The organism is Pseudoalteromonas sp. MB47 (assembly GCF_011319765.1).
Classification (GTDB): Bacteria; Pseudomonadota; Gammaproteobacteria; order Enterobacterales; family Alteromonadaceae; genus Pseudoalteromonas; species Pseudoalteromonas simplex.
The window spans coordinates 80607-102504 of the sequence record NZ_VFBD01000008.1; the positions used below are offsets into that span (position 1 = coordinate 80607).

Annotated in this window: 20 protein-coding genes and 1 other RNA gene; 8 read left to right on the plus strand and 13 right to left on the minus strand. The window is 39.9% G+C overall.

From position 1 onward, the window contains the following. Positions 1-90: 90 nt before the first annotated feature. Positions 91-807: an enoyl-CoA hydratase/isomerase family protein gene (locus IMPJCBKJ_RS04460; protein ID WP_166338962.1), complete on the plus strand. Its 717-nt coding sequence runs from the start codon at positions 91-93 to the stop codon at positions 805-807. 87 nt (positions 808-894) lie between these two features. Here IMPJCBKJ_RS04460 and ssrA read toward each other — a convergent pair. Then, positions 895-1253: a transfer-messenger RNA gene (gene ssrA / locus IMPJCBKJ_RS04465) on the minus strand. A gap of 277 nt (positions 1254-1530) precedes the next feature. On the opposite strand from ssrA, the gene IMPJCBKJ_RS04470 reads away from it, so the two are divergent. After that, complete coding sequence (locus tag IMPJCBKJ_RS04470) at positions 1531-3156, plus strand: FapA family protein (RefSeq protein WP_166338964.1); 1626 nt, start codon at positions 1531-1533, stop codon at positions 3154-3156. On the opposite strand, the gene rnt is transcribed toward IMPJCBKJ_RS04470, so the two are convergent. Continuing rightward, positions 3140-3820, minus strand: coding sequence for a ribonuclease T (rnt, locus tag IMPJCBKJ_RS04475; protein ID WP_138601594.1), 681 nt, complete (start codon positions 3818-3820; stop codon positions 3140-3142). The genes IMPJCBKJ_RS04470 and rnt overlap by 17 nt on opposite strands. Before the next feature lie 216 nt (positions 3821-4036). Between rnt and IMPJCBKJ_RS04480 the strand changes: the two genes are divergently transcribed. After that, a complete protein-coding gene (locus IMPJCBKJ_RS04480) occupies positions 4037-4915 on the plus strand; it encodes an OmpA family protein (RefSeq protein ID WP_054561850.1) in 879 nt (292 codons plus the stop codon). Between the two features lie 21 nt (positions 4916-4936). Here IMPJCBKJ_RS04480 and IMPJCBKJ_RS04485 read toward each other — a convergent pair whose 3' ends face one another. Further along, positions 4937-5842: a DMT family transporter gene (locus IMPJCBKJ_RS04485; RefSeq protein ID WP_119852085.1), complete on the minus strand. Its 906-nt coding sequence runs from the start codon at positions 5840-5842 to the stop codon at positions 4937-4939. Positions 5843-6247: 405 nt separating this feature from the next. Here IMPJCBKJ_RS04485 and IMPJCBKJ_RS04490 point away from each other — a divergent pair, with 405 nt between their 5' ends. After that, positions 6248-7450, plus strand: coding sequence for an aromatic amino acid transport family protein (locus IMPJCBKJ_RS04490; RefSeq protein WP_082389182.1), 1203 nt, complete (start codon positions 6248-6250; stop codon positions 7448-7450). Positions 7451-7676: 226 nt separating this feature from the next. On the opposite strand, the gene ggt is transcribed toward IMPJCBKJ_RS04490, so the two are convergent. Together ggt and IMPJCBKJ_RS04500 are read right to left on the minus strand one after the other, a co-directional pair. Then, on the minus strand, positions 7677-9335 hold the full coding sequence (gene ggt, locus IMPJCBKJ_RS04495; RefSeq protein WP_166338966.1) for a gamma-glutamyltransferase: 1659 nt from the start codon (positions 9333-9335) through the stop codon (positions 7677-7679). A gap of 76 nt (positions 9336-9411) precedes the next feature. Continuing rightward, the gene (locus IMPJCBKJ_RS04500; RefSeq protein WP_166338967.1) at positions 9412-9957 is read right to left on the minus strand and encodes a GNAT family N-acetyltransferase; all 546 of its coding nucleotides are present in this window, start codon (positions 9955-9957) and stop codon (positions 9412-9414) included. A 49-nt stretch (positions 9958-10006) separates the two neighbouring features. Here IMPJCBKJ_RS04500 and IMPJCBKJ_RS04505 point away from each other — a divergent pair, with 49 nt between their 5' ends. After that, positions 10007-10375, plus strand: coding sequence for a hypothetical protein (locus IMPJCBKJ_RS04505; protein ID WP_054551695.1), 369 nt, complete (start codon positions 10007-10009; stop codon positions 10373-10375). A gap of 41 nt (positions 10376-10416) precedes the next feature. Here the strand turns inward: IMPJCBKJ_RS04505 and IMPJCBKJ_RS04510 are convergent, their stop codons facing one another. After that, on the minus strand, positions 10417-12639 hold the full coding sequence (locus tag IMPJCBKJ_RS04510; RefSeq protein ID WP_055196989.1) for a TonB-dependent receptor: 2223 nt from the start codon (positions 12637-12639) through the stop codon (positions 10417-10419). A 487-nt stretch (positions 12640-13126) separates the two neighbouring features. Here IMPJCBKJ_RS04510 and IMPJCBKJ_RS04515 point away from each other — a divergent pair, with 487 nt between their 5' ends. Continuing rightward, a complete protein-coding gene (locus IMPJCBKJ_RS04515; RefSeq protein WP_166338968.1) occupies positions 13127-13723 on the plus strand; it encodes a LuxR C-terminal-related transcriptional regulator in 597 nt (198 codons plus the stop codon). On the opposite strand, the gene IMPJCBKJ_RS04520 is transcribed toward IMPJCBKJ_RS04515, so the two are convergent. The 6 genes from IMPJCBKJ_RS04520 to IMPJCBKJ_RS04545 are packed head-to-tail and all read right to left on the minus strand — an operon-like array spanning position 13704 to position 19383. Next, a complete protein-coding gene (locus tag IMPJCBKJ_RS04520; RefSeq protein WP_166338969.1) occupies positions 13704-14549 on the minus strand; it encodes a hypothetical protein in 846 nt (281 codons plus the stop codon). The two genes, IMPJCBKJ_RS04515 and IMPJCBKJ_RS04520, sit on opposite strands and share 20 nt — an antisense overlap. Beyond that, positions 14539-16989 (minus strand): fimbrial biogenesis outer membrane usher protein, encoded by a 2451-nt coding sequence (locus tag IMPJCBKJ_RS04525; RefSeq protein WP_240920995.1) that lies wholly within the window; start codon positions 16987-16989, stop codon positions 14539-14541. The genes IMPJCBKJ_RS04520 and IMPJCBKJ_RS04525 overlap by 11 nt, the downstream gene beginning before the upstream one ends. Beyond that, positions 16949-17650 (minus strand): hypothetical protein, encoded by a 702-nt coding sequence (locus IMPJCBKJ_RS04530; RefSeq protein WP_166338970.1) that lies wholly within the window; start codon positions 17648-17650, stop codon positions 16949-16951. Before IMPJCBKJ_RS04530 ends, IMPJCBKJ_RS04525 begins: the two co-directional genes overlap by 41 nt. After that, entirely contained in the window at positions 17650-18348 is a 699-nt protein-coding gene (locus tag IMPJCBKJ_RS04535; protein WP_166338971.1) for a molecular chaperone, read from the minus strand. Before IMPJCBKJ_RS04535 ends, IMPJCBKJ_RS04530 begins: the two co-directional genes overlap by 1 nt. Positions 18349-18396: 48 nt before the next feature. Then, positions 18397-18873, minus strand: a complete 477-nt coding sequence (locus IMPJCBKJ_RS04540; protein WP_166338972.1) for a hypothetical protein — start codon at positions 18871-18873, stop codon at positions 18397-18399. A 39-nt stretch (positions 18874-18912) separates the two neighbouring features. After that, positions 18913-19383: a hypothetical protein gene (locus IMPJCBKJ_RS04545; RefSeq protein WP_166338973.1), complete on the minus strand. Its 471-nt coding sequence runs from the start codon at positions 19381-19383 to the stop codon at positions 18913-18915. 367 nt (positions 19384-19750) lie between these two features. On the opposite strand from IMPJCBKJ_RS04545, the gene IMPJCBKJ_RS04550 reads away from it, so the two are divergent. Beyond that, on the plus strand, positions 19751-20593 hold the full coding sequence (locus IMPJCBKJ_RS04550; RefSeq protein WP_240920996.1) for a VOC family protein: 843 nt from the start codon (positions 19751-19753) through the stop codon (positions 20591-20593). Beyond that, the gene (locus tag IMPJCBKJ_RS04555; protein WP_166338975.1) at positions 20593-20745 is read left to right on the plus strand and encodes a hypothetical protein; all 153 of its coding nucleotides are present in this window, start codon (positions 20593-20595) and stop codon (positions 20743-20745) included. Before IMPJCBKJ_RS04550 ends, IMPJCBKJ_RS04555 begins: the two co-directional genes overlap by 1 nt. A 41-nt stretch (positions 20746-20786) precedes the next feature. Here the strand turns inward: IMPJCBKJ_RS04555 and IMPJCBKJ_RS04560 are convergent, their stop codons facing one another. Beyond that, the gene (locus IMPJCBKJ_RS04560) at positions 20787-21731 is read right to left on the minus strand and encodes a general glycosylation pathway protein (protein WP_166338977.1); all 945 of its coding nucleotides are present in this window, start codon (positions 21729-21731) and stop codon (positions 20787-20789) included. Positions 21732-21898 lie beyond the last annotated feature (167 nt).

Here is a 21898-nt window from a genome sequence, read left to right on the forward strand (position 1 = left end):
TAAATTCACAACTGGTCAGACTTGTGGTTTATTTTGTTAAACCTATGGGTTATAACTATGCCCACAACACAATAAAATTAAAGGCACAGCATGACACTGATGAATGTAAGTACACAAGGATCTGTTGCTATCTTAACTATGACAACAGCTGAAAATCGCCATAACCCTGCTTTTGCAGAGGCTTTTTTAAATTGCCTTGACGAAATCGAACGTAACCCTGAACACAAAGCACTGGTGATCACTTCAAGCAGCGAAAAATCATGGAGTTTGGGCATAGATACCGATTGGCTTATGCCCGCATTAAAAGCACAAAAATTTGCAGAAGTAAGTGGCTTTATGCACTCAATGGATGCGGTATTTAAGCGCCTATTACTCTTCCCAATGCCAGTAATCGCAGCGATAAATGGCCACGCGTTTGGTAATGGTGCCATTTTATCGTGCGCTTGTGATTTTAGATTTATGCAAAGCGATCGTGGTTTCTTCTGCTTTCCAGAAGTTGACTTATCAATCCCGTTTTTACCGGGCATGCTCGCCTTCATTAAAAAAGCTATTCCAGACTATCGTTTTAACGAGATGATGCTAACAGGCCGCCGCGTTACCGCAGGCGAACTTGCCACGGATCATGTTATTGAACAAGCTTGCCCAGACAGCGAAACCTTGTTAAATACCGCCCTCGAATTTGCCAGCCAGTTCGATAAAAAACGCGCGATTTTCGCCGAGCACAAAAAGCGCCTACACAAACACATCATCGACACCATTGATATAGAAAACAAACCGATTATTGATGCTGTTCAGTTGGTTGTTTGATTCTAGACTCTGGACTTCTTTAGAGGAGCTTTAGAAAAAAGTTTTAGCAATAAAAAAGGCCGCTCTGAGAGCAGCCTTTTTCATATTTGGTGGAGCTGGGGGGATTTGAACCCCCGTCCGAAAAGCCTCGACCTTTGGTACTACATGCTTAGTATCGTCTTTTAGTTAACCTTATACAGCTCGGACGAACACGATCTGCAAAGGCGAGGCCGCTTAATTTTAGCCCTTCAACCCCGGCCAGGGTTTCCGTAGCGAGTCCGTGTAGGGTGACACTTCAGAACCGGGTCCACAGACATACACCGGAGAAGTGCTAGCGGGCTATTATGCCGCTAGAGCGTAGTTATCGTCGTTTGCGATTACTTTAAATTGCGGCTTTTTTACGAGGCCAACCGCACCTCGACATGCACCTCGGGCGTCTTGAATTCCGTCGAATCCTAATCAGCCCCTGAATTTGGTATCTCATTCAGAGTGTTCGTGCAGTATAACTGAGTAGCCTGTTCAGACTCAAGGCATTAATCGGGAAATTTTTGCTAAGTGCCTTTGACTGCTGAAATTTCAAGCAGGAAAAGTCAGTTTTATACATATTTTCACATTTTAATCATACAAATCCTTAACATAGTACAAAAGTTGTGCTGAAATAGGAAACGTTGTTACCCTTCTCCAAAAATAACCTGTAACAACACATAACTATAATAACAGGCAGTTTTTTACAGGGCTTTTCAGATGTCGATGTTTTCATTCGATGAACAAAGTGGCTATGTCTCTTTGTGTGAGCATCCTAGGGATGCGGGTTTTCCTACTACGAGTTCTCAATTAATTGAATTACTTGAGCAGTCGCCTTATGCCAACTACGAATATATTGATGCCAATATAGGTAAGCTGTTCATCCCTAGCAGCCAATATCAAAGCCAATCGTTAGTGGTTGCTAAAGCCGTTGATGCTCAGCTTGAAGTAAAAGTCGATGCTAAAAACATGGTGGTTGAAGCAAGCCTAACAACAGCCCGTGGCGGTAAAATTGTTAGCATGGATATGGCGCAAGAGGTGCTTGCAGAGGCGGGAGTGATTAAAGGCATTAGTTTACGTGCCCTTGATACTTTTTTAGGCCAACAATTTAAGCAACCACCCGGCGCCCATTACAGCGCAATTGTTGCCCATGGCAGAATGCCTAAAGAAGGCACTGATGCTAAATTCGTGCGCTTATGCTCAACAGCACAAGACCGCGTTCTTAGCCCGCAAGCGACCTCAGGCGGTAAAGTCGACATGCGTAATTTAGGTGCCATTATTACCGTTAAACCCGGCACGCCATTAATGCAACGAGTGCCTGCAACACCTGGTGAAGATGGCTTTACGGTGTTTGGTGATGTGATGCCAGCTAAGTCCGGTAAAGACTTACCTCTTGAGCCATTTGAGGGAACGCGTATCGATCCAAACAATAGCAATATGTTAATTGCCGATGCTAAAGGCGTGCCTGTTGCCCTACCCCGCGGTATGCGCGTGGACGATGTATTGTGCTTTCATCATGTTGATGTAAGTACGGGCCATGTCGAATTTGATGGCAGTGTTATTATCAGTGGTGATGTAAAAGATGGAATGCGCGTCAAAGCAACGGGTGATATCACTGTATTAGGCTTTGTTGAATCAGCCACAATTGAAAGTAAAAGTGAAGTCACCGTGATGCTTGGGGCTGTTGGCAGAAAGCGTGAAAACGTTGAAAACTTTACCTGTAACATCACGGCATCGCGCACTATCTCTGTTGGTTATGCTCAGTACTGCCATATAAAAACAGAGCAAGATTTATTCATTGAACGTCAGGCTTTGCATTGTGATTTAAGCGCTCGTCGCCTTATTCGCGTTGGCAAAGCCAATAATCCGCGAGGCAAAATTATTGGTGGCAATATTTTAGATGCGATGCGAATTGAAACCGGCGAGCTTGGTGCGCCGTCAGGCACTAAAACACGGGTTTTCATTGCTCAGTACTGGCATGATTTACGCCAAAAGCAGCAGCAAATTAATGACTTTGAAAAGTTATTAGCGACCAAAGCAGCTGCCTTACAACAGGCTCGCAAAAAGGCCAATAAAATACCCGACCCAGCTCAACGTGCGCATTATATTAAAAAGATCACTGCTAGTGAGCAGCAGATTAAAATTAAAACAGCCAGCACGAAGAAAAAGAAACACTTAGTGAAAATTAAGATTGCGCGCTTATTAGCAACAAGCCGCTTAAAAGTGAATGAATTAATGCATCCTGGGGTGGAGCTTAAGATAGCGCAAGAGAGTAAACAGTTTTCACGTATTTACCCTCCTAACATGGTACGATTTTTTGAAGGCAAAATTACTCAGTCGTTTTAACGGCTGAGTCTTGCTCCTCTTCTGTCGCTTCAGTTTCAGGCAATGGCCAACCGCCGAGTTGTTGCCAGCGATTAACGATTAAACAAAACAGTTCTGCTGTGCGCTCAGTATCATATAATGCTGAGTGAGCTTGTTTATTATCAAACTCAATCCCTGCCGCCCTACACGCTTTAGCTAATACTGTTTGCCCTAGTGCAAGGCCTGCCAATGATGTGGTATCAAAGCTAACAAATGGATGAAATGGCGTGCGCTTAATTTTACAACGCTCAATGGCGGCATTTAAAAAGCCGTGATCAAACGCTGCATTGTGTGCTACTACCACTGAACGCTGACAACCCGCTGCTTTTTGTGCCTTGCGCACGACTTTACAAATTTCTTTAATCGCTTCTTCTTCAGGCACCGCACCACGCAGCGCAGAAAAAGGATCAATACCATTAAACTCAATGGCCGCTTGTTCAATATTCGCGCCTTCAAATGGCTCAACATGAAAATGCACAGTATGATCAATACTTAACACGCCGTCGTCATCCATTTTCAGTACAGATGCAGCAATTTCTAATAACGCATCGGTCTCTTTATTAAAACCTGCGGTTTCAACATCAATCACAACAGGAAAAAAGCCACGAAAGCGTTTTGCGAAAAGAGTTTGTTCAGTATTTTCCATAGTCTTCTTGGTTTGCCAGTGTAAGCTGGCTATTATGTCAAAAACCACGGCTACTCTGCTAGAGTAAATAGTGTTAAATCGCAGATTCTTACTGAGTTTTTAGGCACATTACTTGCTTTATACTAATCAGCTAGCCCTGTGTTTAGTGTGCTGAAGCAATTAAACACAAAAATTGCCAATTATTTGGCATTGATGATTTGTTGGAGAATTACCGTGATGAAGCTTTCATTACTTCCTTTAAGCCTAGGCCTATTAACCTCAGTTGCAAGTATAAATGCGCATGCAGCCATGCGTGAGTATACCGCTAATGCTGATATGTCGAACTGGCAAATGGTTAAAACATCTCGTTTAGAATGCCAATTAAATCATGAAGTTCCTTACTATGGTGAAGCAATTTTCAGCACCACTGCCAGTAAAAATAAAGACGTAAACTTTAACCTTGATATGGTCGTACGCCCAGACAACTACAGTATTGCTGGTCTAAAAGCCGTACCACCTAGTTGGCGTGCAGGTATGCCTGCTCGCGACTTAGCAAACATGAAGCTATTACGTAAGTTTGACGGCGAGCTTGGTAACAAAACTGCTTGGGAAATGCTCACCGAACTTGAAAAAGGTTACCAACCGACATTTTATTACCAAGACTGGCAAAACAGTGCCGATAAAATTGCCGTTGGTTTATCGAGTGTCAACTTTAAGCAAGCCTATTGGGCGTTTTTACAGTGCCGAGATGCAATGCTGCCATACAGCTTTGAAGATATTTCATTCACAGTGATGAACTATGAGCCTAATACCAGCAAACTGACTAAATCATCACAAAAACGCTTAGATAAAATTGGCGAATACTTAAAGTACGACACCAACATCGAATCTATTTCAATATCTTCTTACACCGATAGCTACGGTGGTCGCTGGAATAACCTCGAATTATCAAAAAAGCGTGCTAAAGCGATTAAAGATTACATTGTTAGCTTAGGGGTTGATGAAAGCAAAGTAGATACCGATGGTTACGGTGAAAAGCGCCATGTTGCCAGTAATGACAACATTTTGGACAGAAACAAAAACCGTCGTTTAGTCATTCAAATTGCAAAAATGTAGCCGCCGAAGCGGCTACTAGCTTTAACTCATTTCTATTGACTTCACACGCTTAAAGCGCTTAAGCCACTTATCGCCAAACTGAAAAAATGCGAGGCTAATCATAATGATGGTCGCGCCAACAATCAGAGCTTGGTCAATGGGCTCATCATTAAGCAAACCACCTAAAGCAATTGCAAAACTTGGTGTGATCAAGGTTGTTAATGCGACCGTGCTCGCGTTCAACTTCTGCAATACATGAAAATACGCCAGCGCACCAATTAATGAACCAAACACGCCTAAGTAAACAATTGAGTACAGTGATTTTGCACTCCATATCTGGCTATTAAGTTGGCCATCTACCAGCAACCAAGTAATAAAAAACAGCGGGGTTACAAAAACCAACGCGCCAAATGTGGTGGCCATTGGATGAATAGCAATTCTTACCCGTTTGATCATCACACCGCTCAAACTGAAAAAGCACACTGCCATAAATACATATAACAGGCCACTAAGCTGCTCTACTCCCCCTTGAATATGGCGCTGGCTTACTAAAAATAAACCAATTAAGGCACAGCCAAGTGCGCCAAGCTTAATGGCGCTGAACTTAGGTTCGTTCAAGATCTTTTGCGCAAGTAAGCCCGATAAAATTGGCGCAAGGCCAAACATCAATGATATTAACCCTGAAGGCACTGTTTTAGCGGCCATGTAGCTTAATAACATACCGCCAAAAATACCTATGCTTGAATAGCCATAAAGGAATAAAGCACGGCGATGCCAGGGCACTCGGATATTGGCAACAGCAACGACAAACGAAGCCAACACCAGCCCCACCAGCATGCGTAAAAACACAGCCAGGGTTGGTGCTACCGTTTCACTACTCCAAACAATACCCAGTGGTGTTGTTGACCAAATCACCACCATTAAAAAATATGAGGCTTTAACAGGCACTAGCTTATTCCTTTAAAAAGGCGAAAAAAGCGGAAGAAAATTTAAAAGGGAAATAACCAACCGCTTAGAACGCGGTTAGTAAAACTTACTTAATTAACCGCAGCAAATAACAGACCATACGACTGATGAGGTCAGGCGCATACAATTGTTTGTTGGTCGTTGGTTTAGCTGCATCATGGTATTTAAAAAGTAAGTTGAAGAAGCTTAAGAATCCGCCTAAATGGTGATTTTGTCAACACGAATACTCATGCTATTTGGCAAAAAGTTTTTTGCTGATTTCAACAGCCTGTTTGCACATGTAAATCATAGGTTACATTTAATTTCTTTGATTTATAACAAAACTATTTAAGTTTTGTTAAACAAGTTATATCTTGCTTGCCTCTCACGAAGTTTAAGGGGCAAAAAGTGCTTAAAAATAAAACAATAGGTAGCATGTTAATTGTTGCTGGCACCACCATAGGTGCAGGGATGCTGGCATTGCCTATCGCCTCCGCAGGGCTTGGTTTCACAACAGCGTTATCACTTATCTTACTTACATGGGTTTTAATGACCTACACAGCATTACTGATGCTAGAGCTACATCAATATGCCGACAGAGATGCAACCCTCAATACGTTAGCTAAGTCATGGTTAGGTAAACGTGGGCAATGGGTCGCTAACTTTTCAGTGATGTTTTTGTTTTACGCATTATGCGCTGCCTATATCGCAGGTGGTGGTGCGCAATTACAAGAAAAGCTCAACAATGGTTTATCGCTTTCTTTAGCGCCGCAAGTTGGCTCAGTTATTCTGGCTGTTGTGATTGGTACTGTGGTGACACTCGGTACCAGCAAAGTCGATAAGCTTAACCGCGTACTGTTCACTATTAAAGTATGCGTACTAGCCAGCTTATTTTATATGCTTACACCTTATGTTCACGGTCAACACTTACTTGAAATGCCGATTGAACAAGGTCTGATTTTATCTGCAATCCCAGTGGTGTTTACCTCGTTTGGTTTTCATGGCTCTATTCCATCGATTGTGAAATACGTGGGTTTAGATATCAAAACACTTCGTAAAGTAATGGTGGCAGGTGCAGCATTGCCTTTAGTGATTTACATTTTTTGGCAATTACTTAGCCAAGGTATGATGAGTCAAAGTGACTTACTACAAAGCCAAGGGTTACCCGGTTTTGTAAGCAGTGTTGCTAGCATTGCTCACAGCCCACACGTTGCCACTGCTGTGAACATTTTTGCTGATTTAGCATTAGCCACGTCTTTCTTAGGGGTGAGTTTAGGTTTATTCGACTTTTTTGCTGATGCATTTAAAAAAGGTGATGGCAGTAAAGATCGTATCAAAACAGCCTTGATCACCTTTATTCCACCGCTAGGCTTTGCGCTATTCTATCCACAAGGGTTTATTATGGCACTTGGCTACGCCGCCATTGCGCTGGTTATTTTAGCGGTATTTTTACCGGTTGCTATGGTCTATAAGCAACGAAGCAGCAAACCTGATGCGGGTTACCAAGTTAAAGGCGGTAATATTGGCTTAGCACTGGCCGCCCTGTTTGGTGTGCTTATTATTAGTGCTCAAGGTTTACAAATGGCGGGGCTTATTCCAGCGATTGGTTAAACAACCCACCAAATCAAAAAAAGCACCCGAGGGTGCTTTTTTGTACCTGTGTTTAAGGTGTAATGCCAATTCGCTTAATTAAGTAGTCAATTTTTAGGCAAGAAAACCTTGTTGATAACAAGGCAAAAATTTCGTTATTTAGTTGTTCTAAATGAGAAATTTTTAACGCAGGTAGCGACAGGTTTAATCCCTCAAAATGATTAAGTATTATTGCGGATTGGTATAATTAAAACACCATCGCCTTACCACGGCCAGATGCTTCAGAGGCTGCATCTAATTTACCGTCTTTATTGATGATCACATGCATATCACCAAAATGGCGTTCATCAAGTGTATAACCCATCTTCTCAAGCGCTTTAACAACCTTTGGTTCAAGACCTGTGTGGTATCTAATCACATTTTTAGGCCATAACTGGTGATGGAAGCGTGGGCTGTCTACCACTTGCTCTGCAGTCATATCAAATTCAACCGCATTTAAAATTGACTCATACACAGAGCTAATAATCGTGGTACCACCCGGAGAGCCAGTTACCATTTTAACTTTGTTATCCTGAAGTAGAATGGTCGGTGTCATTGAGCTCAACATGCGTTTATGAGGTTGGATTTCGTTAGCTTTGCCACCAATTGCCCCAAATACATTCATCACACCTGGCTTGGCACTAAAGTCATCCATTTCATCATTCAAAATGAACCCTGCGCCTGATACAACCACACCGCTACCAAAGCTTAAGTTGATGGTCGTGGTATTCGCAACGGCATTGCCCCACTTATCTAGAATAGAAAAATGCGTTGTTTGCTCACTTTCGTGTAAACCTGGTTTGATGTTCTCAGTTGTTGAAATGGCATCTGGGCGAATTGTACTTGCACGATTACTAAGATAATCATCTGCAAGTAGAGCTGTTTTTGGCACCTCATAAAAATCTGGGTCACCTAAATATTCAGCTCTGTCGGCAAATACGCGTTTACCTACTTCAGCCAAAATATGAACATAGGTGGTCGAGTTGTGCTCAAGCGTTCCTTTTGGCTTTGCCAAGTCGTACATTTTTAGCCACTGTAAAATAGCAATACCGCCTGAACTTGGCGGTGGCGATGTGAGCACTTCGTAACCGCGCCAATTACCTTTAATCGGTGTACGCGATTTAGCTTGATAAGCTTTTAAGTCTTGCTCAGTAATAATGCCGCCGTGCTGCTTCATAAATGACGCTATGATCTTTGCTGTCTCACCTTCGTAGAAACCTGCTTTACCTTGATCACGAATACGTTTTAGTGTGGCGGCAAGTTCCGGCTGCTTAAATACCTTATTTGCTTTGGCATCGGCAAAGTAATCAGCAAAGTTAATGTTCACCGACTTTTTGGCCATTCGCGCAATGTAACGCTCGATACTCGCAGCTAACTTAGGGTGCACAATAAAGCCCTGTTCAGCTAATTTAACTGCAGGTTCTAGCAGAGTCTTCCACTCTAAGCTGCCGTGCTTTTGATGGGCAAGCCACATTCCAGCAACACTGCCCGGTACACCACTTGCGTGAATACCATACACAGACATGTTATCAATAACATCGCCTTTATCATCAAGATACATATCTCTGTGTGCAGCAGCAGGGGCTGTTTCGCGGTAATCAATAAAATCACCTTTGCCATCTTTTTGGATCAGCATAAAGCCACCACCACCGATATTTCCAGCTTCTGGTAAAGTCACTGCTAATACAAACTGTGCCGCAATTGCCGCATCAACGGCGTTACCGCCTTGCTCTAAAATAGCGCGCGCCGTATCACTGCTGTAGCTATCTGGCATAGCGACGGCCGCTTGCTTTGCAAAGCTTGATGGATGAAAGAATATAGCGGTAACGATAAATAGATGCGCCGCGTATTTGACTAAACTTGCCATGGTACTTCCTTTTTCTTGATGTTATTTTAACCATTTAGACATGTGAAACCCTTAAGGTCAATTAGTTACGATTAACTTAGCTAAGCTGCTCTTTAGGACATGAATAAAGTACTGCAGGTAATTCGCCTTGCTCATCTTGATGGGTATAGTTTTTTACAAACTTAAGGCCTAGTTTTTCCATCACCTTTATTGAGCCTAGGTTAGCTTTAAGTGCTGTGGCACTGAGCGACTTTATTTCTTCTGGCTCGCTTACGGCTTTAGCAATGGCAAGTGCCGCCTCAGACGCATAGCCTTTGCCCCAGCTCATTCTTTTAAAGCGCCAGCCAATTTCTAAATCACTAAAATCAGGCTGTTCAAAAAAGCCCATAGGCCTGACTAATACCCAACCGATAAAGGTATTGCTCTCTATGATGTTTACTTGCCAAAGCCCCCAGCCTTTTTGCTCATTTCGATACGCATTCAAGCGTGGAATAAACACCTCTTTAATGGTCTGCATAGTGGATACTTTGCCGCGAGTGAGATGTTTCATTACTTCTGGGTCGTTATCGAGCTCATAAAGTAGCTCGGCATCATTTTCATCCATTAACCGAAAACTTAATCGTGCTGTTCTAGCTATATTCATTTTTTATTGCTTATACTGCTTAATAGTTAATTAACCATTAGAGAAAAATATGAACAAATTAGCAAGCTTAGTTTTATTAGGCTGTATTGCCTTAACAGGTTGTGATGACGCAGAGCAAGCCAAGAAAGATGCCAGCGAAGCAAAAGAGGAAGTAAAGCAAGCGCTAAATGATGCTTGGAGCGATGTAAAAGACGCCACCAATGAGTTTAACGACGACTCACTGCAAGAGTTACTCGAAGAAAGTAAAAAGATGGGCTTAAGCATGTATGATGACGGTAAAGAAATTGCCTTAGATGCATGGATTGAGAGTAAAGAAGCGGCTGGTGAGCTTTCTGAAAAAACCAAACAAAAAGCAAAAGAACTGGCTGAAGAATTAAGAGAAGCGCGCGAAAAACGCGAGCAAGAGAAAAATAATTAAAAAGAAAGGGCAAGTATTTACTTGCCCTTTTTTGTTAGTAATTAAAGCTCAAATTCTTTTTTGAATTTTAAGCCAAATTCACTGCGGTCATTGCTGCGCATTACGCCAACAAAACCAGATTGTTGTAATCGACCTACATCGTATACTTCGTTTAACACGTTCTCACCGTAAAGAGTCACTTCAAAGTCACCGTTCGGGTTTAAGTAAGAAATGTTGAAACCCACTAATTCACGAGAATCAATGTGTTCACTTTGGTTGTAAACTGATTGACCTTGCATATCGCTACGGTATGAATAGTTAGCGTTTACTGCCACTGTGCCACCGTTACTTAAATCAATGAAATAAGAAGGAGCGACCATCACAGTCCAACGTGGTGTTAGTGCTGGTGAGTCGCCTTTACCAATACCTAATACACCGTCATCTACTTCTGTGATTTCTGAATCTAGGTAACCAATCGCGCTACGTAGCGTAAAGTCATCTGTAAATGCAATTGTTGTTTCAAGCTCGATACCTTGTGCTTTAGACTCACCCGCATTTTCTACGATAGTAACGAAACCGCCACCTGCAGTTGGATCTGAGAATGGTAATGCTAGGTCTGTGTAATCAGTAACAAACACTGCAAGCATCATAGATACGTCTTCGTGTACTTGACCTTTAAGGCCTAGCTCGTAGTTAATTGCTTTTGTTTCATCGAAAGAAACAAATTGATCAGGACCACCAAATGGACGCGGTGGGAAACCACCTGTTTGATAACCTTTTTGGATTTGGCCATACACGTTCATGTTATTGCTAAGCTGGTAAGACGCATTTAAATCCCATGTTACTGCATCAAAATCAGCACTTACGTATTTGCGTGTTGCAAACGTTGGGAATAAGGCATCGGCTTCTTTTTTATCTTTCGAATAACGAAGACCACCGCCCACTGTTAAATCGTCGCTTAGGTCATAGCTTGCATTGATATAAGCTGCGTATGAGTTAGTCTCTTGGTTGATATCAAAGTAACCGTAATCACCAAAAGACGCAGTAGTACCGTCGTTCAAAAGGCCATCTGGTGTGTTGAATGGGCTAAATACAAACGGACCAGAACTTGTGAAGCCATCTTCATTAAAGAAGTATAAGCCAGACACAAAGTCCATATTATCGAAGCTACCATTTAACTGGATTTCGAATGAATATTGATCTGCACCGCCTTCTTCAGGGAACTCTGATAAGTTAAGGGCAACAGCGTCATCATCAAGACCCCCTTCGTATTCTGAGCTACGGTAGCTTGTGATAAACTTAGCTGTATAGGTGTTATTGATATCCCAATCAGCTGTTAATGAAGTACCCCAGCCTGAGTAAGCCGTCGACTCAATACCCGCTACCGTCGTTGCTAAATCATCAGGATCGCTCGGTAACATGTCTTCTGTAAGTAATGGGAAATCACCATTGAATGGGTCATTCGGGTCAAGTGGCGCCGTTAGCTCAATTGTGTATGGTGATTGGCCTGATTCGTTATCAACACCATCAATTGAGAACACAAAAGATAAGTCGCTGTTTGCTTGCCATTTAAGCGCCATACGACCACTTAACTCTTGCTCTTCACCAATTTCTTTCTCTGGGTTAGCAAGGTTAATCGCTTCACCTACACCATCGCGTTGTTTATAAGACACGCTTGCCGACATGCTTACAGTGTCTGTAAGGCTGTTATTAAAGTAAACGTCACCGGCTAAACGACCACGGCTACCTACTTTTGCATTTGTAGTCACAATGCCTTCATCACCCGGTTGCTTAGTAATAATATTTACTGCACCACCTAATGTGTTGCGACCGTACAAAGTACCTTGTGGACCACGTAATACCTCTACACGCTCAACATTTGGTAATGATAAGTTAGAGCCCATTTGGCGACCAAGGTAAACGCCATCTAAGTAAACACCTACACCCGGATCAGTTGTGATCACATGGTCTTGTAAACCAATACCACGAATGAATACAGATGCATGTGCCGCATTACCTACACCGTAACGAGTGATGTTTAGGTTAGGTACGTATTTGCCAATGTCTTCTAGGTTACTCATGTTCGCTTTATCAATCAGGTTTTCACCGATTGATGTCACTGCTGTTGGCGACTCAAAAATGCTTTCTGTACGCTTACGCGCTGTTACTTCGATTTTTTCGAAAGCATCTTGTTTAGCAGTGGTTTTTTCTTGCTCAGCAAAGGCTGAAGTAGATAATGCAGCAACAATAGCTACAGTTAACTGTGAGAGGTGACGTAATTTCAATTAAAACTCCAAAGGATACCGTGTGTGTGTATTTTTACCCGTAAATTTCAGGCATAAAAAAAGACGCTTAGGTGTAAGCATCTTTCCTCTGGAGGGGCATTATATGTCAGTTTTGTGAAAATATGTATAATTTTTTTATCTAAATACTCAAATAAGCCATGTCAAATCGCAATAAAGTGGCATAAACACAGAAAAATAAACAAAAACAAACATGATAATATTTTATGACACCCAAAAAATTCATTAAAAAAACAAAAGTAAAATAAAATTCTCAAAGTTAAACAATATCAATAACATGAGATAAACAAAGGCAAAATTTCAACATCTCTCCGATGTTATAAAATGTTTAGCCAAAATAAAAATGTAGTATTTTTCCCTAAAGGATGCAGTACTTTCCACCCATCTAAAACAAGGCAGTTAAGTTGGAAAAGTAACAATTAGCGCTTATATTTCATGTTAATTATTCAGTAAAATGACGTGCTTAAATATGAATATGGAAATTCGCCTTGATAAAAAGGTAATTATAAATGATTCAGCAACAACACTACTATCATGTACTTTGAATCAAAAAAATACTTTACTACTTAACTACAGCTTACTTGATAGTTTTACGAACCGCCAGATGACTTCTGACTTTTTAGAAACGAATGGCTATCAAAACCTGGTAATATTTAATATTCCTCAAGACGTAGACGTTTTAACTTTAAAAGATTGGCCTAAATTAAAAGGTTTATTTTATGTTAATACCCAAGCTCATATCATTGAGCAAGGACTAGAAGCAATTCAAGATGGGGCTCTTTGGTTTCCTCGCAACGTTACAGATATTTGGATGAGAGAGATGTTAGAGTCTGAAGAAAAAGCTGCAATCTTAACCCATAACTTAACTTTAAAAGAAGTGAAAGTGTTGAGCCTATTATCTAAAGGTGTGAACAATACTAAAATTGCGGACACTTTGTTTATTAGCGAAGCCACTGTTCGGGTCCATTTACACAAAATTTACCAAAAAATAAACGTAAAAAACAAACAAAGAGCGTTGCAATGGTGCGAAAAAAACATACATAAATTTAGTAACTTACCGGATTAACTTGAAATCTGATAATGTCTGAGTAACGACCAGCAGCTAAATTTGAAAAATCTGCTAACTTAATCTTTAAAGGCAGCAAAACTTCGTCTCCTTCAGCAATCGATATTTGCTTAGTGATTGGACTTTTGAGTTCAAAATACTCATTCGAGATTGCAAGCTTATAATCGATTGCAAATTTATCATCATGAGTCTCATGTTTTAATTTACCTAGATGTTGAGAGTCAACCCTAATGATCACGTCTATATTCGCCACAATATGTAAGCTTGGTAACAACGAATACTCTTCTGTCGCCTTTAACTCACCAAGGTTTACTGTTGCATTCGTACCACTGTAACCTAAAAATGAGAGGGAAATGTTGGATGGGATTTTTAAATCAATATCAAAATCATATTCATCCACTATTTCGTTATGTTGATTCTTCATGACTATCTTAAGTCTATCAGTATAATTCCCTGCCTTAACTACTGTTCCAGATATAATAACGAACCCTAAACTAGCTTTATCATCTGTAATGCTGAACTTTTTAAATGGTGAGTTACTAAGGCCCGATTGCTCATCCTTTATATAATAAGGGATCTCCCTAAATTGACCTGTTAACTGAAAGTTAGTCTGACTTTCTAATACTAAGTAGTACTGGCAATCATTGTTGGCCGACACTTTCACTGTTACAAACTTTTCTGCATCTTGATTAGGTTTATAATTATGAAGATTGTCAAAACCATGTTCTACTTGTTTTATCTCTCCATCACATTCAGCATAACAACTTAATGTCATACCTAAAGATATCAAAATAATAAGTTGTGCTAGTTTTATACTATTGAACATAAATCACTCCTTTTCGTTGTAATTGTTCATTCTGCGTCACATCCACAATAATTGACTCATGAGCTATTCCCTTTAGAACAATCTGATACTTACATGGTTTCAGGCCTGTTAATGCGAAACGACCAGATTTATTAGTAAAGAAAGTATAGCTTTTTTGATCACCGGAACTCATACAGCGAGCAGTACCAACCTGTAATGAAAGAGGATTATTATTAGAATATTTAAGCGATGCTATGACCGAAATATTAGCGTCAGTGCCAACCGTTACAAAATGCCCACTTTTGTATGATGGATAAAAAGCAATTAAACCTGCCCCAATATCATATCCAGGGCTTAAGTCTGCTACATCTAGGTTAACTGTTGCGTTATCATAAGAGTTTATATCGCTTAATAGAATGGTACCGAAATCAGAATTATTTGCCCGATATTGCTCCCCATCCAGTCCTAGACTGATGACTTTACCTGCAAGGCTTTCATGACCACGGACCAACGCAAAGCTATCTTGTACTGGCTTACCAACCCCCCATTGAGAGTCGGCAAATGCAACGCTTGTAGCCCAGTTTAATCGACTCTGGTGAACCGCATTTTTTGCATTTAATTGCTCATAATAGGTGGCATGATCAAAACTTAATAAATACCTGTTTGCACTATATTGGGTATTTAAGTCGAATACGGCTTCATTCCGCTCATTTTTCTCAATACCTGTTCTAATATTAAGAGCGCCAACATAACGCTGGCTTTCATCTTGCGTATATTCTAGACGTGTTTTATTCCTGTTTGATAAGTGTGAAGCTTTCACTCTTCGCGAACTTGAAAATTCATAACTTAAATTTGCTCTCCATCCCCACTGTTTCTCATTATTTAGGTCTTCCCATTGCCCGCTCAAAGAGTAGCGCCATGCATTACTGAAAATATAACCTGAAATCCCTAAGCCGACAGACTTATCAAAGCTCTCCTGATCATGCTTTCTTGATAGTGTTCCATAGAGTGAAGTTTGAGTATAACTACTATTTACAAAGTTAACTTTTCCTTGGATAAAGTGCTCTCTTTGCGGGAAGGTTGTTTTTTGGAAATCATTAAAGTTTAATTTATAAAAGTCTTGGTTGCTGTATTCATACCCTATACTAAAGTCTGAACTTGATGTCAGCGGGTCATTATACGAACTATAAACAAAACGGTAGGCATAGCCATTACTTCTTTGTAGATTGATCGCATTTTCAAATGCTATTTGACCTATAGGTGTCGCAACTACCTGTTTTAATCCAACTTGTTGTCGGTATTCGTTGCCTTGTAAAGAGAAGCCAACTGTCCAACTTGGAGTTATCCCATAATCAAAATAACTGGATATTAGTGGTACATCGTTGTTGTAATCAAGTTTGCTTTTCAATTCTGCTGGGTACCCTATATGAATTTCATACTCTAGCTGGCCTTGTGCAAAAAGATCTAATCCTGTTGTCACGCTAAAGTCGACGATTTTAGTAATGCCAGCATTATCTGTAATGCGCAAAACAATGTTGTTATTTCCTTCTCGTAAAGGAATATCATTAAGGGAATAAACTCCTGCAGCTAAGTTTAAACGCTGGACTAAACGCTCTTCAACAAACACTTCTACAGATGAGGGGCTTTCAAGGGTAAAGCTTTGTGAAGCACTCGGCCTAATAAGCCTATCAGAGACTAAGGTAAAATCATGCGCGATTGACACCCCAATCATTCGAGTAGTCGATTGAAAATAACTGCCAGAACTATAGTTATCGCCAACAGAAAAACGCATGCCATCTAATGGTAAATCATGAATGATTCTTGTGCCTAAACGCTTAAATTCATTTTTATTATTACTTCTTATGTATTCAGCTTCATTCTCTAGAACCCATCCACTAAAATTTAGTACAAATTCGGGGCGTAATGTTAATTGATATTGAGAAGATTCTTGAGCTTTATTAATTTGATATAAATAACTTGAATATAAATTTGTGAAGCCACTTATATCGGCAGTTTGTACAGTTTTTTGTTTGGTACGATCGGAAGTAGCACTTAGTTTTTTTTCTTTTGTGAGCTCTAGGGGTATCGTTATTGTCAAGCTAAAATCCATTAAAGAAAATCGTGCAGCAATTCTTTTTTGCTTTAAGGTAGATACTTTAATTACTCCATTTGAATCTACATGAGTAGCTATTGCATCATAAACATCTTTAATCAACAGTTCATTAAGTGACTCTGCTATCTCTTCCCATTTCAATGATAAGGAATCCTCTGGAGAGACAATTAACGTTAAATTACCGACCACCTCCTTATTAACATTAGTCACTACAGAAAGTTCGATATCTTGTTTTGATGGGTTTATTTGTGCATGAAGGTTCGAGACCAAACCGATGTAGACTGATAAAGAAAACCAATACTTAAATTTACCGAGACATAGTGACTTTCGGAGAATGTATAAGAACATCGTTAACTTCCCTTAACGGTAAAATTACTTTACTCTCGGAGAGAGGAGCAAAAAACACATCATAACCTTCTGATTTTAATTCTTGCTTCTCATAGGTTATGGTGCGTTTATTTTCGAGCTCAAGTATTACTTTATATTCACTTAATCTTGCAGCTCCCTTCCCATTATTTCCAACCCATAATTCGCAAATCGATTGAAAGCAACTACTGTCATTGACGACTAAATACGGCTCTAGCGAATCTTGTTTAATATGAACAATTAGATTTAAGGTCAGTAACATTATTAAACGAGATCTTTCCGAAGGCTCATCTAAGTTTAAAGGTTGCTCTATAAAACTAATTTGATAGGTTTTGTCTGTATCAGGTAAATTGCCTAACCACCTAAGTTGTACCCGCTGACTCTGGTTCTTTTGTAACAACAAAGTAGGAGGAAAAACCCAAACAGGCGGCTCCTCTACAAGTCTAAAACGCGGCTCAGGAGCTGAAAAATCGACTTCAAATACTTCAATTTCAAAAGCCGCATTCCTATTAAATAAATTTTGCACGGTTGTATAAGCCGGTCTACTAGAGTCAAGAGGATCAATCGTCACTACCATTGGCGTTATTTCAACAGCACTACAGATAAATGAGTTAAATAGGCAAATAGCCATAAAAAATCGCATCAGAAAAGTACCTGAAGGTTGCTAGAATCTGCATTAAATTCAGCAGGCACATTTATTAGCACCTCTCGAGATGAGTGTGGCAATACTAATTTACCAGTCAGAGCCTTGCTTAATTCAGGTCCTTCAAGTAAAAAGCGATTGTTAGCATTTTTAAATACCCATTTACCCTGAGACAACCGGATAAATTTATTCCCATCATTTTCCAATAATACCTTCCATTTACCTTTTTCTACTTGCTCAAAATTCTTTACTTTTAAACTGGCTTTCGCTCCTTTTGGTACAACATTAAACAAAGTACGGAAACTAACTGACATACCAACACCTGATTGCTTTGCCAAGTTTAGATCTACGGTAACTTGATTTACTGCAATACGATAAGCCTTAGATGACTCAATTAAAGGGTCCCCTATATACCTAACTAAGACCGATTGTGTTTTACCTGGGGGTATAATCGTCGTCATTGGAATAATAAGAAAATCTTCCTCATTAATCTTGAGCTTTTCTTCGCCTTTACTGTTAATTAAAAGTTCATAGGCAGCAAGTTCTATCGTTAATGGTTCCGTTGTATTATTCATTACTCTAAGTGTTTGCTGTGATCCTGTTCCATTGGTAGCAAGCTCAGCAACCATAGGTTGTACTTGAAATGTAAAACCATGAAATGAAAGTAGTGTTAAGACGAGAAATATTATGATACGCATGTCGATTCCTTCGAAAAAGGGCAGCGAGAGCTGCCCTAATCAATCATATTAGTTAGCGGTAATTGCTAACATTAAAGTATCTGCATAAGTGCCTGCAAATACCGGGTCCTCTGTAACCGTTAATTCAATAGTGCCTGCAATACCACCGGTTGCTAATGCCACTGAACCAGGTTGACTTTGCTCAACACTTTGGTCGTTAATCCCGTTATCAGCGGTTAGTGTGAAAGAGAAAGGATTTGCATTTAACTCTGCTGTGTAACCAACGCCTTGGTCCTCTTGGTCTGCATTTTGAAGATGTCCTTCAGCTGTGGTGAGCGACATTGTCGCACCATCAGCATCGTTACACTGCAAATCAAAGTTGATCATTTTAGTTTGGTCTTTGGCAAGAGCCGGAAAATAAGCGGTTGTGTTGATATTGCTTACTTCACAAATAGATGCGACCGAACCGCCCACATTTAAGTTTTCAGCGAATGCTGCACCTGAAGTTAAAACTGCAATAGCTGTTAGTGTCATTAACTTTTTCATTACTTTATTCCTTATCCGTGTTTTAAAAGTTTTCACTACTTACCTAATCCCGCCAGATACGGAAGAAGGTGTCATATTGATACGCAAGATGTCCCTATACTCTCCTGCATACACTAAAGGTTCTATAAGCTCTAACTGTAATTTTATCTCCTGCTGAAATACAATTTCGTCAACGAAGAACTGATGTGTATCTATTAGTTTGTTTGCTCTGAAAGAGTTATCTAGCTGGGCACCTTCAATAGATATATCCACTTTATAATCTTTGACTAATGTACTTTGCTGATGAAGTAAACCACCATATTCAGAGTGCAAAGACACTTGTATTGGTGTATTACAGTTAACAACCAGCTCTGTATTAGCAAATCCGCTATCTGAAAACCAAAGCTCTGTTGAGTTAGCACTAAAGCCACATTTAGCTTTAATTTCTCCTACAAGTGATAAATGAGCTTCATCAGAGGCAAAACATCTTATACACATTAGTAAAATCAACAAAATCGCAGTAATTTTCATAACTAGTCATATTCCTTATGAACTAACTTGTTAATACATCTAAAGCATATAAGAGAATTTTATTTTACTAGGTTGCTTTTTGTTTAACCCTACACAAAAATATTTTTTAGAGTTTACTCGCAGCATTTAGAATCTAAACATTATTATTTTCAAAAATAAAAAAATTCTATTTGAAATAAATATTTAAAATATCCATCATTTTAAGAACGCTAAACATTTCACGTAAAAAGTTTCAAAGAGAAAAGAAACTTAAAATAAACGAAAAACTCAAATCTAACTGGTTTTAGTACTCTGCTTAGAAAATTTAAAATTAAAAACTTTTAATAGTCTATGCTTATATTTGACCCCATTTTGCAAGGAGCAAATTTTGAAATTACTCACCCCCTTACGTGCTGCAATTTTAATGGCAGTCGCTGCGGCCTCATTGACCGGATGCCAGCTTACTTCAAGCGAACTACCCGCAATCAGTGATTCAGGAACAAAGAACTCAGGACACGTAGTGTGGCATGATTTGATCACACCTAATTTGGCACAATCTCAAGCATTTTATGCCAGCGTGTTTGGATGGCAATTTCAAGCCGTTAACGACAGCTACACGCTGGCATCATTAGATGGAAAATTAATTGCCGGTATGGCAGAGCTTGATAATAAACAAAATGCCAGCCATTGGCTGAGCCTTATCAGTAGTAAAAACATCGCTGGCGTTAGTGAAAAAACTATCAAAGCCGGAGGTAAAGTCTTAGTAAGCAGTACCGAAATTAAAGGCCGTGGCACTATTGCTGTATTAGAAGATCCACAAGGGGCTGTTTTTTCACTGATCAATGCCGTAAATGGTGACCCTGAAACTCAGCAAACTGATAACGGCTGGATTTGGCAAGAAGTATGGAGTGATAACCCAGAGCAGAGCAAAGCCTTTTACCAATCACTTGGTAATTATTCAGCACAAAGTAAACCGCTTAAAAATGGCAATTACAGCTACTTAGCCTTAAATGGCACACCTGCGATTGGCTTTGTAAAAAAACCAGATGCCGAGATTGGTAATACATGGGTGAATTACATTAAAGTAGCCGATATTGATGCAACCCTATTAAAAGTAACCTCGTCAGGCGGCATCGTATTGATGGCACCAAGTGACAAAGTACGAAGTGGCAGTGTCGCAATTATTCGTGATCCAGCGGGTGCTGGTATTGTTATTCAGGAGCAAATGTAATGAATAAAAAAATAATTCGCCTAGCTGCTCTTGCGGCTGTAGTGTTAGTTTTAAATGCCTGCACCCCCTATGCAAGCCTAGATATTAATGCGCCGTTTAAAGTAGGCCCTGTGTACGTTAACCCAAGTATTGGCATTGGCGGTACACTTTAATCAATTTCAGGGCGCTGCGTTTTAAACAAAGCGCCCTATCATTAGTGTTTTACTTTTAAGCGCTGTACCTGGGTCAGCACATCTTCAGCTTTGGCGCCTAGGTAAACGTAAATTGCCAGTGCAATCAACAAACCTACCACAGCAAACATCATCAATACAGCAGGTATAACATACTCAGTTTGCCCGAGTGCTGCTTTAAACATGGTTAGTAAGGCTTCTATCGATACTGCAATCAAAATTGTTGAGATAAAGCGTGTGATCGTACGTCTTGTTGAACTGTGGCGAAAAATATCCTTATGCATGAGGATTTCTTCTTCTAGAATTGTTTTACCTAAATCAAAAATAGCCAACGCTAAAGTAACAAAGATAATAATAGTAAATGGTTTAAGCGGGTCTGACTGGGTGTCTTCGCTAATCACTAAGTCCACCATTCCGGCAAACACTTTATATAACAGATAGAACACCAAGCAAAACAAACAAGTGACAATCAAGCCATAACCTACCTTAAAGTAAGGTGTCATTCTGGCTCGTTTGGTGTCTCCCATAATAAATTCAATCAGTTCTGTTAAACACACATCGATGACTAAGAACTGCTGCAAATTATTACCTGCAGGAATTGTTTTAATAACAGAAATACACAAGTGCTTTGTCGCCGTGGAAATATACGGCGATGTAAAGTGCGGCTCCGGCGTAGCAGAAGCGAGTAAAAAATAAGGTCGAGCGCTTAAATCCTGCCCTGCACCAATATGAGTGAGTTTCTTTTTATATTGACGTTTAAAGCAAACATTATCACCTTGTTGAATGCCTTGTTCATTCAAGCAATATTGCAATTCTAGAAATGGATATTGACTGACGAGCTGCTGATATTCTTGATTATTAGTTAAAGACGCTTGAACACTGGCAAGTATAGAAAGAAGCAGTTCATGAATAAGCTGCTGTTGCTCTTCATATCGTTCTATAGCACTTAAATAACTCATTCTGGCCATCTTGCTTCCTCAAAGTAATGATATCAACTCTAGTTAAGCAAGGAAGACTCCAATTTTTATTTCAATTAATAATCAATTAGTTAATTTTGTGCACGGGAATGACATTAGAATAAAAGCACTATAAAGGTGCGCATTTTATTTTATGAAGCACTAAAACGAAAAAAGCT